The sequence below is a fragment of the Streptomyces guryensis genome (genome assembly GCF_021261325.1).
GTDB classification, from domain to species: Bacteria; Actinomycetota; Actinomycetes; order Streptomycetales; family Streptomycetaceae; genus Streptomyces; species Streptomyces guryensis.
In genome coordinates, this window is the sequence record NZ_JAJSBI010000002.1 from 241603 (window position 1) to 254230 (window position 12628).

The 12628-nt window shown below is 71.4% G+C and carries 14 protein-coding genes and 1 pseudogene; 5 read left to right on the forward strand and 10 right to left on the reverse strand.

The window, feature by feature from the left end:
• Positions 1 to 310 precede the first annotated feature (310 nt).
• Positions 311 to 1027 carry a peptidyl-tRNA hydrolase gene (locus LJ657_RS05025; RefSeq protein WP_232646994.1) on the reverse strand — a complete coding sequence of 239 codons (717 nt, stop codon included), beginning with the start codon at positions 1025 to 1027 and terminating at the stop codon, positions 311 to 313.
• Positions 1028 to 1080: 53 nt separating this feature from the next.
• Here LJ657_RS05025 and LJ657_RS05030 point away from each other — a divergent pair, with 53 nt between their 5' ends.
• Together LJ657_RS05030 and LJ657_RS05035 are read left to right on the forward strand one after the other, a co-directional pair.
• On the forward strand, positions 1081 to 1956 hold the full coding sequence (locus tag LJ657_RS05030; protein ID WP_232646995.1) for an ABC transporter ATP-binding protein: 876 nt from the start codon (positions 1081 to 1083) through the stop codon (positions 1954 to 1956).
• On the forward strand, positions 1953 to 2624 hold the full coding sequence (locus LJ657_RS05035) for an ABC transporter (RefSeq protein WP_232646996.1): 672 nt from the start codon (positions 1953 to 1955) through the stop codon (positions 2622 to 2624). Before LJ657_RS05030 ends, LJ657_RS05035 begins: the two co-directional genes overlap by 4 nt.
• A 36-nt stretch (positions 2625 to 2660) precedes the next feature.
• Here LJ657_RS05035 and LJ657_RS05040 read toward each other — a convergent pair whose 3' ends face one another.
• The 9 genes and pseudogenes from LJ657_RS05040 to zapE all read right to left on the reverse strand — a co-directional run bounded on the left by LJ657_RS05040 (position 2661) and on the right by zapE (position 9585).
• Positions 2661 to 2840 carry a hypothetical protein gene (locus tag LJ657_RS05040; RefSeq protein ID WP_232646997.1) on the reverse strand — a complete coding sequence of 60 codons (180 nt, stop codon included), beginning with the start codon at positions 2838 to 2840 and terminating at the stop codon, positions 2661 to 2663.
• 18 nt (positions 2841 to 2858) lie between these two features.
• Positions 2859 to 3716: a polysaccharide deacetylase family protein gene (locus tag LJ657_RS05045; protein ID WP_232646998.1), complete on the reverse strand. Its 858-nt coding sequence runs from the start codon at positions 3714 to 3716 to the stop codon at positions 2859 to 2861.
• 71 nt (positions 3717 to 3787) lie between these two features.
• A complete protein-coding gene (locus LJ657_RS05050) occupies positions 3788 to 4339 on the reverse strand; it encodes a YbhB/YbcL family Raf kinase inhibitor-like protein (protein ID WP_232646999.1) in 552 nt (183 codons plus the stop codon).
• A 110-nt stretch (positions 4340 to 4449) separates the two neighbouring features.
• Positions 4450 to 4773: pseudogene (locus tag LJ657_RS05055) on the reverse strand (alkaline phosphatase PhoX); the annotation flags it as partial.
• A 94-nt stretch (positions 4774 to 4867) separates the two neighbouring features.
• On the reverse strand, positions 4868 to 5692 hold the full coding sequence (locus LJ657_RS05060; RefSeq protein ID WP_232647000.1) for a slipin family protein: 825 nt from the start codon (positions 5690 to 5692) through the stop codon (positions 4868 to 4870).
• Positions 5693 to 5793: 101 nt separating this feature from the next.
• Positions 5794 to 7257: a SulP family inorganic anion transporter gene (locus LJ657_RS05065; protein ID WP_232647001.1), complete on the reverse strand. Its 1464-nt coding sequence runs from the start codon at positions 7255 to 7257 to the stop codon at positions 5794 to 5796.
• A gap of 8 nt (positions 7258 to 7265) precedes the next feature.
• Positions 7266 to 7844, reverse strand: coding sequence for a carbonic anhydrase (locus LJ657_RS05070; protein ID WP_232647002.1), 579 nt, complete (start codon positions 7842 to 7844; stop codon positions 7266 to 7268).
• 87 nt (positions 7845 to 7931) lie between these two features.
• Entirely contained in the window at positions 7932 to 8324 is a 393-nt protein-coding gene (locus LJ657_RS05075; protein ID WP_232647003.1) for a hypothetical protein, read from the reverse strand.
• A 154-nt stretch (positions 8325 to 8478) separates the two neighbouring features.
• Complete coding sequence (gene zapE / locus LJ657_RS05080) at positions 8479 to 9585, reverse strand: cell division protein ZapE (protein WP_232647004.1); 1107 nt, start codon at positions 9583 to 9585, stop codon at positions 8479 to 8481.
• A gap of 37 nt (positions 9586 to 9622) precedes the next feature.
• Here zapE and LJ657_RS05085 point away from each other — a divergent pair, with 37 nt between their 5' ends.
• The 3 genes from LJ657_RS05085 to murC all read left to right on the forward strand — a co-directional run bounded on the left by LJ657_RS05085 (position 9623) and on the right by murC (position 12628).
• Entirely contained in the window at positions 9623 to 10453 is an 831-nt protein-coding gene (locus LJ657_RS05085) for a pyrimidine reductase family protein (RefSeq protein WP_232647005.1), read from the forward strand.
• 133 nt (positions 10454 to 10586) lie between these two features.
• Complete coding sequence (locus LJ657_RS05090; RefSeq protein ID WP_232647006.1) at positions 10587 to 11060, forward strand: indole-3-glycerol phosphate synthase; 474 nt, start codon at positions 10587 to 10589, stop codon at positions 11058 to 11060.
• 179 nt (positions 11061 to 11239) lie between these two features.
• Positions 11240 to 12628, forward strand: a complete 1389-nt coding sequence (gene murC / locus LJ657_RS05095) for a UDP-N-acetylmuramate--L-alanine ligase (RefSeq protein WP_232647007.1) — start codon at positions 11240 to 11242, stop codon at positions 12626 to 12628.

The window sequence follows — 12628 nt, forward strand, 5'->3', positions numbered from 1 at the left end:
GAAGAACGTGACGGGGGTATGGCCCCGCCGCTCGGACACGAATCCCGTCGCCTGCACCTTCAGAGCAACATTTGAGGTTCGCTCCGGCCGGCTCGGCTCACCGCAGCACACCCTCGGAGTCCTGCGGATCCGGCCGGTTCGTGTTGACATCCAGCACCGTGATGTGGTCGAGGACCGTCTGGTTGGTGTCCGAGGCCGGCTGCCGTTGATCCGCATGCCGGGGGGTACGCGCGGGAACCCGCGTTGTTCGAGCGAAAGGAAAAAGCTGAACGGCTGGCGAAGTCGCAGTGGGGCGCCGCACGTCCACGGGTCAGCGCAGTGCCGGATGGTCGGCCACCACCGTGCAGGAGCCGGGTGCGATCTCCGTGAAGCCCGCGTCCCGCACCAACGGAAGCCCGCTCGTGGTCAGTTCACCCCAGCGATCCGGGTCGGCGCTGCGGACGGCGAGCGGGAAGCCGGCGTCCTGCCAAGCCGCCCGCTGCTCGTTCGACAGCTCCCACCAGGCGAGTTGGGCACCGTGTCCCGCTTGTGCCATCGCCTTGCCGGCGGACATGTCGAGGTCGGGGTTCAGCCACAGCACGGGCACCGCGGGATCGGCTCCCGCCGGCGGTTCCGGATCGTCGAGATCGGTGCCGGAGACCTGCAGCCTGGCCAGGTCCTTGGGCCATCCGTCGAGCGGTACGGGCGGAAACACCCTCACCTCCGCCGACTTCCCGCTCACCGTGATGCCGGGCAGTGCCTCGGCCCGCCGCCACTCGGCGCCCCGCGCGCGCCGCACCACTTTCCGGATCCGGGCGTCCTGCCAGTCCCGCATGACCTGGGCCCACTCGCCGTCCCCGAGGGACCGCTCGTCGCTGAGCATCACCAGTACGGCGCGGGCGGCGGTCTCCAGCGCGTCGGTACGGGCGGGCGGCGCCGCCTTCTCCATGTGCACGACGAGAGGCAGCACGAACTGCGGCGCCTGATCGCGCTCGTTGGGCTCGGACCGGAACGGGCTGTCGCTGGTGGACGTCACATCTTGGCTCACACCGGCCAACTTTAGAGGGGCGCCGGACCGTGCCACTTTGCGAAGATGCCCGCATGCGACGTGATCTTCGGCTCGACAACGTCGGCCGCCGCTACGGCATCCGCGGCCCCTGGATCTTACGCGGCGTCCACCTCGCCGTGGCGCCGGGCACACTGACCCGCGTCGAAGGACCGAACGGCACCGGCAAGTCCACCCTGCTGCGCCTGCTGGCCGGCCTGGACGCCCCCACCGAGGGCCGCATCACCGGCCGCCCCCGCACGGCCTACGTCCCCGAACGCTTCCCGTCGGCCCTCCCCTTCACCCCGCACGGCTATCTCACCCACCTCGGCACGATCCACGGCCTCTCCCGCCGCACCGCCACCCGCGCCGCGGGCGAATGGCTGGACCGCTTCGGTGCGGGCGCCTACGCCCGCACCCCCATGGCCCAGCTGTCGAAGGGCAGCAGCCAGAAGGTCGCCGTCGCGCAGGCGCTGCTCGCCGAGCCCGAGCTGCTCGTCCTCGACGAGGCCTGGACCGGCCTGGACGCCGCCGCCCGCACCGAGCTGGAGCGGGCCGTCGCCGAGCGCACCGCCGCGGGCGGCGCCGTGGTCTTCGTCGACCACGACCCGAGCCGCCTGGCGGGGGCGCCCGACATCACGTACAGGGTGCGCGACGGCGCCCTCGAACGCCGTACGTGCGAGACCGACGCACCGGCCGGCGGCCCGCAGGTCGTGGTCGAGGTGCAGGGCCCGCAGGGCGGGCGGCCGCCCGTGGACGCTCTGGGCGCCCTCGTCTCGGCCGAGGAGGCCGCGCCGGGCACCTACCGCCTCACCGTCCCCGCCTCCCATTCGGACGTCGTGCTGCGGACCGTGCTGACGGCCCGCCCGCCGTGGCACGTGGTCAGCGTGCACCCCCTGGACAGCCGCCCCGACAAGGACAGCCGCCGATGACCGCCCTCCTGCGCTACCAGGCCGCCCTTCTCCTGCGCTCGCAGCGCTGGCTGCCGCCGGTCATCCTGTACGCGGCGTTCCTCGGCATCGGTGTGCAGAGCGGGCAGCCGGTCCTCGACTCGCTCGGTTACACGGCCGCGGCCCTGCTGCCCGTCGCCGCCTGGCTGGTACGGATCTGCGTCACCGTCGAACCGCCCGCGGCACGCGCGTGCGTGGCCGCGGCCTCCGGGCCGGGGCGGGCCCATCTGGCCCGGCTGCTGGTGGCCCTGATCGCGGCGGCGGCGCTCGGTACCGCCGCGACCCTCGTGGTGACGCTGATCAGCGCCCCCGTGAGCACGGACAACCGGACCCGGATCGCACTGCTCCCGGCCGCAGCGGCCGGACTCCTCGCCGCACAGGCCTGCGCCCTGCTCGGCACGGCCGTCGGCGCGATCACCAACTGGCCGGTGCTGCGCGCACCCGGCCGGGCGGTCCCGGCGATGCTGCTCACGGCGCTGCTGTCGGCGGTGACGACGGGCTCACCGGCGCAGGCGGCGGTCAGCGGCCTGGTAGCCGGTTCGCAGTCGGGCAGGGTCCCCGTCCCGCTGCTCCCACTGGCCGCGGCAGCCGCCCTCGCGGCAGCGGCGATGGCGGCGGCCTGCGCCCTCGCGTCCCGACGGTCACCTTGAGCCGGCGCTCGGCTGGGGGTGCCTCACGCCCGATCGTCACCCGGAGCAGGCGGTGCGCTGAGCCTCCTGCCACTCGCACACGGGACACAGGGTGATCCCCTTGTACGACTCCGGGTACTCCGTCGGCTCGCGACACAGCACGCACTCGGCGTACGGCGGTCCGTCGGCCTCGGGCGGCTTCGTCGCGTCGCGGATGGTGCAGTAGTCCTCGCTCACCCCTCCAGCGTAAGCCGCTCACTGCCGCCCCCTCGTGGCCCCGATCAGCTGGGACACCTTGACGAACCGGTAGCCCTGCTTGCGCAGTTCCGGCACGATCTGGCGGACCGCCCGCTCGGTCGCCGGGGCGGCGCTGCGCGTGCAGTGCATGACGACGACCGACCCCGGCCGCACCCCCTCCAGCACCTGCCGGGCCACGGCGTCCGCGTCCGTGGCGAACGCGTCCCCGCTCACCACGTCCCACTGCACGGCGGTGACGCCGGTCGCGGCCAGCGCCTTCAATGCCTGCCGGTCGTAACACCCGCCAGGGAAGCGGAAGTACGGCATCGCGTCCGGCACGCCGGCCTTGCGGAACGCGGCGTACGCGCGCTCCACGTCCGATCGCATCCGGTCCGCGGAGACGGTCGGCAGGCCATAGCAGTTCCCGGTGAAGCTGTAGTGGCTGTAGGAGTGATTGGCGATTTCGAAGAGCGGGTCCCGCCCGATGGACCGCGCCTGCGCCGGGTACTCGTCCGCCCACCGCCCGGTCATGAACACGGTCGCCGGCACCTTCAGCGTCCGCAGCGTCGCGATCAGCTCCGGATTGTCGAACCGCTCGCCGGCCGCGGCCCGCGCCCCCTGGTCGGCGGTCATGTCGGCATCGAAGGTGAGAGCGACCGTTCTGCCCTGGGTGCGGGGGCCGTTCTTGAAGACGGGGGTGAGACCGGTGGGGCCGGGCGCGAGGGTCGGGGGCCCGGACGGGGCGGCGGAGGCCGCGGAGGGGGCTGGGCGGACGGCGTGGGGCGCGTCGGGGGCGCCACAGGCGGTGAGCACGGCGCCGAGTGCACAGGCGGCGGCTGCATCGCGTACGCGTACAGGTCGTACTCGACGGATCATCGTATGAACATAAAGCGATAAAACGGGCGAATCGCGTATCGCCGCACCGTGCCGTCGTGAGCGCCCGCCGATCAGCGCCCGTAGCGGCCGGTCAGGGTGCCGGAGGCCGTGGTGTGGCCGGTCAGTGCGCGCTTGACGTCGTCGGCCGTGGCATCGCTGGAGAGGGCCAGAGTCCTGTCGGTGGCGTAGACCGAGAAGACATAGCGGTGGGGCTTGCCCTGGGGCGGGCAGGGGCCGCCGTACGCGTCCTTCTTGAAGCCGTTGCGGCCCTGGGTGGCGCCCTTGGGCACCTGGCCCGCGGCCCAGTGGTTGTCATGCGGGTCGATTCCCCACATCAGCCAGTGCACGAAGGTGCCGTGCGGGGCGTCCGGGTCCTCGGCCAGCACGACCAGTTCGGCGGCGCTGCCCGGAACCCCGGACATGTCGAGCGGTGGCGAGACGTCCTCGCCGTCGCACGTGTACCGGCGGGGGATCGTGCCGCCCTCGGAGAAGGCGCTGCTCGTCACGGTGATCCGCCGCGCGGCGGAGGGTGCGGGCGCGGCCGGACCACTGCCGCCGTCCCCGCACCCCGAGGCGAGCCCCACTGCCGCCGCGGCGGCGACGATCACGAGCCTGCGGTGCATGTACGAAACGCTAGTGGCGGCCCCGCGCCCCCGCTACCTGCGCCAGGGCCCCGTCACCCACGGGCCATCGCGTACACCTCGCCCTGCCTCGTCACTCCGAAGACGTGCTGCGCGGTGGGGTGGTTCTCGTGGTTGCGGACCAGGTGGACCCGGCCGCCTCTTGCGGGCAGTGCGGTCATGCCGTCGTGGTGGGAGGGCACCGGGCCCTCGCCGGAGCGGAGTTGGCCGCCCTCGCGGGAGATGACCTGGTAGCGGAAGCCCTCCGGTAGGTCTAGCGGGCCGTCGGGGCCGGGGACCAGGGGGCCGTAACCGATGTGGCCCAGGTCCTGGGCGGCGGCTGTTCCCGCGAACAGTTCGGACAGGGCCCCGGTGAAGGCGATGCCCGCTCCCAGGGCACCGGAGCGGGCAGGGATCTGACGTCGCGTTGCAGACATGAAGGGTGCAACCTTCCTGTTGGTGGACAGGAACCGTGACGTCGCTGTGTCTGTCACCCGGTGCGCGGCGCGGGAACCACGCGCATAACACGTGTCACTTCTCGATCTGGTGGTCGGGCGAGGGTGAGGGCGAGGGTGCCGGCGGCTGTGGCGGCTGGTGTTCCTGCGCCCTCTCCAGGAACCGCAGCAGCTCCACGGGGAAGGGGAGCACGAGCGTCGAGTTCTTCTCGGCGGCCACCGCGACCACTGTCTGCAGCAGCCGCAGTTGGAGCGCGGCGGGCTGATCGGCCATCTGCTCGGCGGCCTCGGCCAGCTTCTTGGAAGCCTGGAGTTCGGCGTCCGCGTTGATGATGCGGGCCCGCCGCTCGCGGTCGGCCTCGGCCTGGCGGGCCATGGAGCGCTTCATCGCGTCCGGCAGGGACACGTCCTTGATCTCGACCCGGTCGACCTGCACGCCCCAGCCGACGGCCGGGCTGTCGATCATCAGCTCCAGACCCTCGTTGAGCTTCTCGCGGTTGGAGAGCAGGTCGTCCAGCTCGCTCTTGCCGATGATCGACCGCAGGGACGTCTGTGCCATCTGCGAGACCGCGAACTTGTAGTCCTCGACCGTGACGAGCGCGTTCGCCGCGTCGACCACCCTGAAGTAGACGACGGCGTCCACGCGCACCGTCACGTTGTCCCGGGTGATGCCCTCCTGGGCCGGCACCGGCATCGTGACGATCTGCATGTTCACCTTGCTGAGCCGGTCCACGAACGGGATGATCATCGTGAATCCGGGCTCCCGTACGGCACCGGCGAGCCGCCCGAGGCGGAAGATCACTCCGCGCTCGTACTGCTTGACGACCTTCGCCGCCGCGGCGAGATAGACGATCCCCGCGGAACCGGCCACCACGGCCGCCGTCACCAGCTCAGGAACCATCACGACCCCCTCTGTCAGAGGTCCGGTATGTCTGCTCCTGTAACGATATGCCCGGTGGCTGGTCCCGGGCCACGACGGACCCGGGACCAGCCACCGGCGAGCTATGCGGCCGTGACCCGCACGGGTTCGGTACCGACCGCGCTGTGCCGCTCGGCCCAGTTCTCCAGGGCCGTACGGCAGGCGTGGTCGAGGTGGTGCAGCCCGGACAGGTCCAGCTCGACCGGGCGGTCCTGGGGCAGCGCCTCCAGGCTGTCGAGGATCTTCGGCAGGCGCAGGAACGTCGCGTTGCCCGAGAGGTGCGCCTGGACGGGGCCCGCGCCCTTGTCGACGACCTCCAGCTTGATGTGCGAGGCCTCCCAGGCCGTCTTGGCGACCGCGAGGGCCAGACCGATGAGCACGCCCTCGAACATGCTGACCGCGACGATCGACACGGCCGTGACGACCAGGATCAGCGCCTCGCCGCGGTGCTCGCGCCACAGCGACACGATCTCGCGCACGGGGATCAGCTTGGCGCCGGAGTAGACCAGGATCCCCGCGAGGGCCGGGATCGGGATGTAGCCGAGGACGTTCGGCAGCAGGGCGGCGAACAGCAGCAGCCACACTCCGTGCATGACACGGGACGCCTTCGTCCGCGCGCCCGCCTGGACGTTGGCCGCGCTGCGGACGATGACCGCGGTCATCGGCAGTGCGCCGAGCACACCGCACAGCGCGTTGCCCGCGCCCTGCGCGATCAGTTCCTTGTCGTACTCGGTGCGCGGCCCGTCGTGCAGCCGGTCCACGGCCGCCGCGCTGAACAGCGACTCGGCGGACGCGATCAGGGTGAAGGCGACGACCGTGCCGAGCAGACCGATGCTCGCGAGGTCGGCGAAGGCGCTCAGCGGGGGCGGCTGGATGGAGCCCAGCAGACCCTGCACCTCCACGGTGGCGACCGGCAGCGAGAACACCAGCGCCACGACGGTCGCGAGTCCGACCGCGGCGAGCGGACCGGGGACCGTGCGCACCTGCTTCGGCATCCGCTTCCACAGCACGAGCACGGCGATGGTGCCGGCGCCGAGGAGGAGCGAGGCGAGCGCGTCCGTCTTCCCGACGGCGCCGAAGAGCGCGCCGGGAAGCTCGGCTATCTTCGCCAGACCGGAGGCGGGCGCCTTGGCGTCCGACATCGAGTAGAGCTGTCCGGCGATCAGCACGAGCCCGATGCCGGCCAGCATGCCCTCGACGACCGAGACCGAGATGGCCCGGAAGTAGCGCCCCAGCTTCAGGGTGCCCATGAGGATCTGAAGGGCGCCGGTGGCGAGGACGACCACGCCGAGGGCCGGCAGCCCGAACTCCCGCACGGCCTCGAAGACCAGCACGGTCAGACCCGCCGCGGGCCCGGAGACCTGAAGGCTGCTGCCGCGCATCAGGCCCGTGACGATGCCGCCCACGATGCCGGTGACCAGGCCGAGTTCGGCCGGGACACCGGAGGCGACGGCCACGCCCACACACAGCGGGAGCGCGACCAGGAAGACGACCAGGGAGGCGGCGAAGTCCTGCCGCAGATGAGGGTTCCTCGATATCGCGGTCATCACGGCGCTCACAGGGCCTTGAAGAGGTCGGAGGTGGCGTCGTGCGCCAGGACGGCGCCGGTGTGGACCTCGTAGTACCAGGCGTGCAGGGACAGTTGGCGGTCCTTCAGCTTCTTCTCGATGAACGGGTACGAGCGCAGCCGCAGCAGCTGCGTCAGGACGTGGCTCTGCACGCCCTCGGTGACGGCCGGGTCCTCGATCGCGCCTGCCGGGCGCGGGGTGGCGTGCGCGAGCCAGTCGCGCACGGCGGGGACGGCGGTCAGGTCGTCGCCGCGCACGAGTGCGCCGACGGCGCCGCAGTGCGAGTGGCCGCAGACGACGATGTCGTCGACCCCGAGCACCTCCACCGCGTACTCGATGGTGGCCGCCTCGCTGGTGGGGTGCTGCGAGGCGAACGGCGGGACGATGTTGCCCGCGGTGCGCAGCTCGAAGAGCTCGCCCGGGCGTGCGCCGGTGATCAGGGCCGGGACGACCCTGGAGTCGGAGCAGGTGATGAACAGCACCTGCGGGGACTGGCCTTCGGCGAGTTTGGCGAACTCCTCAGGGCGCTGTCCGAACGTACGGGCGTTGTCGATGAGGGGCTGCATGATGTGATGACTCCTCCTGGCGCGCAGCGAAGGCGCGTCGGTGTGGGCAGGACAGATGTGGGGGAACTGCGCTGTTCTGCTTCTCTCTCAGCAGCGGAAGACCTGAAGTGCCGCCGGAGAGTGGGATGTCGAGTGTCTCGACAGGTGATGGGCGCGGTTCGCGACCGGTTCGTGGACGGAGGCAGGGTCCTGCGCCAGCAGTTGGCGCTCGGGCTCCTCCGGCGTGCATCCGGTGTTCACATGACGGTCGCGGGGGCGCAGGGGGCCGGTCGGCTCCCCGGAGCGCCCGCAGTCGCGGTGTGTTGCGGACTCGTCATGCAGCGCCTTGCCCGAGAGTTCGGTTCCGGGCAGAGCTTTGGCTACGGCATGACGGACCGTGTGCGCGGCTGCGAAGGACGCGGTGGGTGCGAAGAAGGTGAGGGCAAGCAGGGCGGCGGTGAGGAGAGCCAGGCCGGTGCGGACTGCCGTACCTCGGAACATGAGCCCCCCTTCCTGCCGTTCACGCTTCTCGTACCGACCAAGGAATGGTCAATCGTCGGTCAAGAAACACATTAACCCTGCAAAGTTGTTTGCAGGGTTAACTTAACGTTTCCAGCTGAAGAGAGCCTGAAATGCGCTGGTGGGGTGGCGCGAACTAGTCGCTCTCGGCGAGTCCCTTGCCATCTCGCGCCAGCGCGGTGAGTCGGGAGATCGCCCGGAAGTACTTCTTGCGGTAGCCGCCGTTCAGCATGTCCTCGCTGAACAGCCGGTCGAAGGGCGCCCCGGAGGCCAGGACCGGCACCTCGCGGTCGTAGAGCCGGTCCGCGAGCACCACGAGCCGCAGGGCCGTCGACTGGTCGGGGACGGGACGGACGTCGGTGAGGCAGACCGCCCTCAGGCCGTCGGTCAGTGCGCCGTACCGGCTGGGGTGGACCTTGGCGAGGTGGTGCAGGAGGTGCGGGAAGTCGTCGAGCGAGGCGCCCGGGGAGGCGTACGCCGCCTTGGTCACCTGCTCGTCCGAGAAGGGCGCCGGTGCCTCGGGCAGACCGCGGTGGCGGAAGTCCTCGCCGTCGATGCGCAGGGCGCGGAAGTGGGCGGACAGGCCCTGGATCTCGCGCAGGAAGTCGGCCGCCGCGAAACGGCCCTCGCCGAGCTTGCCGGGAAGGGTGTTGGAGGTGGCGGCGAGGGCCACACCGGCGTCGACGAGCCTGCCGAGCAGGGTCGACACGAGGACCGTGTCGCCCGGGTCGTCGAGCTCGAACTCGTCGATGCACAGCAGGCGGTGGCCGCTGAGCGTCTGCACGGTCTGTTGGAAGCCCAGGGCGCCGACCAGGTTGGTGAGTTCGACGAACGTGCCGAACGCCTTGAGCGCGGGCTCTGCCGGGGTGGCGTGCCAGAGGGAGGCGAGGAGGTGGGTCTTGCCGACGCCGTAACCGCCGTCGAGGTAGACGCCGCGGGGGCCGGCCGGGAGCTTCGGCGCCTTCGGCTTCCCGAACCCGAAGAAGCCGCGCTTTCCGCCGCCGACGGCGTGCGCCCCGCCGAGCCCGCCCGCGAAGCCCTCGAGGGCCCGGACGGCCTCGGTCTGGCTGGGCTGGTTCGGGTCCGGTATGTAGGTGCTGAAGCGCACCGAGTCGAAGCGGGGCGGCGGCACCATCTCGGCGACCAGGCGGTCCGCGGGGACATGCGGCGCACGGGCGCACAGGGACAGCGGGGCCGCGTCGGCTATCGGACTGAGGCCGGGGGCGGAAGGGGAGGACGACACGGTTCCCCATGCTAAGGGCCGTGCCACACTGCACGACATGCGACGCCTGTTCCCTGTGACCGACGAGACAGTGCCGAAAGCTCCGGGAAGTCCCGGTGAGGAGGGTGGGGCCGGTGTTCTGGAAGCCCCGGCCGACCGCGAGTGGAGCCTCGCGGAGCTCGCCGCCGCCTACGCCTACCCCGAGCCCACCGCCGGCGGACGGCCCGTCCCGTGGCTGAGGGCGAACATGGTGTCCACGCTCGACGGGGCCGCCCAGCACGACGGGCGGTCGCAGCCGATCTCCAGCGCGGCCGACATGCGGATCTTCGGCACCCTGCGCGGGCTGGCGGACGTCGTGATCGTCGGTGCGGAAACGGTACGTCAGGAGGGGTACCGGCCCGCACGCGCGCGAGCGGAGTTCGCGGAGCTGCGGGAGGCGGCCGGGCAGTCGCCGGCGCCGGCGATCGCGGTGGTCAGCGCCGGCCTGGACCTGGACTTCTCCCTTCCGCTGTTCGCCGCACCGGTGGTGCCGACCCTGATCCTCACGGGCGCCGCGGCGGCCCCGGAACGGGTCGCCGCCGCCGAGAAGGCCGGCGCCCGGGTGGTGATCGCCGGCGACGGCGTCGGCGTGGAGCCCGCCCGCGCGGTACGCGCCCTGGGTGACCTCGGGTACACCCGGCTGCTCACCGAGGGCGGTCCCCGGCTGCTCGGCCAGCTCGTCGCCGCCGGAGTGCTCGACGAGCTCTGCCTCGCCGTCTCCCCGATGCTCACCGCCGGTGACGCGCAGCGCATCGCGGGCGGGCCGCCGGTCGCGGTTCCGCAGCGCTTCGTCCTCGCGTCGCTGCTGGAGGAGGAAGGGTTTCTCTTCACCCGCTACCAGCGGCCCTGAGAATCGTTCAGCGGTACCGCCGGTCCCGAAATCGACGGAACCTACCGTTCCGCTTGGTTCGGGGCGGGCACACTGAATCACGCAGTCCCCGTGACATCACGGGGCAGGATGGCTTCCGCAGAAGGGGCGCCCGGTGTTCACAAGCGTATTGATGATCGAGAAGGCCCTGACGTCCGCAGACGTGGAGTTCGTCACCAGCTTGCACGGGGACGAGGAGGTCTCCTTCCATGTGCTGCTCCAGCCCCGCGGCGACCAGGCGGACCGCCTGCTGCGGGCCATCGACGACGTCGCGCTCGGCGAGCTGGACGAGGTCCCGCGTGAACGGGACGTCCCCGAGGGGGAGGCCGCGAGGCCCTTCGGGGAGCGGGCGTTGGAGGTGTCGCTGCAGGCGTTGCAGGTTGCGGGCAGCTCTGCTGAGGGGCGGCTGATCGAGGATCATCCGCTGGACGCGTTGAAGGGTCTCGTGGACGAGGTGGGGGCGGACGAGGTGATCGTGCTGACCGATCCCCACTACGTGGAGGAGTTCTTTCATCGGGACTGGGCGTCTCGGGCTCGGCACAAGGTGGGTGTGCCCGTGCTGAAGCTGTTTTCGCACAGTAAGGCCTAGCAGGCGCCGTCGGGGGGTGGGGTGCGTTTGCGGCTGCGCGTGGGTGGGGGCCGGTCGCGCCCCCGCGGCGGAGCCGCACATTGATACAGCCCCGCGCCCCTTGGCGGGGGTGCCCTCACCGTAGGCAATAGGCTGGGGCGCTGAACATCCGTAATACCAGTACGCACAGGGAGACACGCATGGCACCCGGCCTTCCCACCGCCATGGAGCGACCGCATTTCATCGGGATCGGTGGCGCCGGGATGTCGGGGATCGCGAAGATCCTTGCTCAGCGCGGTGGCAAGGTGGCGGGCAGTGACGCGAAGGAGTCCGCCACCGCCGAGGCGCTGCGGGCGCTGGGTGTGACCGTGCACATCGGGCATGCGGCGGAGCATCTCGCCGACGACGCCAGCTGTGTCGTCGTGTCGTCGGCGATCCGGAAGGACAACCCGGAGCTGGCCCGGGCCGCCGAGCTGGGGATTCCGGTGGTGCACCGGTCCGACGCCCTCGCCGCGCTGATGGACGGGTTGCGGCCGATCGCGGTCGCCGGTACGCACGGGAAGACGACCACGACGTCGATGCTGGCCGTCTCGCTGAGCGAGCTGGGGCTGAAGCCGTCGTACGCGATCGGCGGCGACCTGGACGCGCCCGGCTCCAACGCCCTGCACGGCGAGGGTGACATCTTCGTCGCCGAGGCCGACGAATCGGACCGCAGCTTCCACAAGTACGCGCCCGAGGTCGCGATCGTCCTCAACGTCGAGCTCGACCACCACGCCAACTACGCGTCCATGGACGAGATCTACGAGTCCTTCGAGACGTTCGCCGGACGGATCGTGCCGGGCGGCTCGCTGGTGATCTCCTCCGACCACGAGGGTGCGCGCGAGCTGACCCGGCGACTGGCCGGTTCGGTGCGGACGGTGACGTACGGGGAGGCCGAGGACGCCGACGTACGGGTCCTGTCGGTCGTACCGCAGGGGCTGAAGAGCGAGGTCACGGTCCTGCTGGACGGGCAGGAGCTCACCTTCGCCGTCTCCGTGCCCGGCCGTCACTACGCGCACAACGCCGTGGCCGCGCTCGCGGCGGGCGTCGCGCTGGGCGTCCCCGCGGCCGAGCTGGCGTCGGCCCTCGCCTCGTACACCGGGGTGAAGCGCCGCCTGCAGCTGAAGGGCGAGGCGGCCGGTGTCCAGGTCATCGACTCCTACGCCCACCACCCGACGGAGATGACCGCCGACCTGGAGGCGATGCGCGCCGCGGCGGGCGAGGCCCGGATCCTGGTCGTCTTCCAGCCGCACCTGTTCTCGCGGACGCAGGAGCTCGGCAAGGAGATGGGACAGTCGCTGGCCCTGGCGGACGCGTCGGTCGTCCTCGACATCTACCCGGCCCGCGAGGACCCGATCCCCGGTGTGACGAGCGAGCTGATCATCGAGGCGGCGCGGGCCGCGGGCGCGGACGTGACGCCCGTCCACGACAAGGCGGAGGTGCCTGAGGTCGTGGCGGGAATGGCGAAGGCGGGTGATCTCGTTCTCACCATGGGCGCGGGCGACGTCACCGACCTCGGACCGCGCATCCTGGACCGTCTCGCGAAGTAA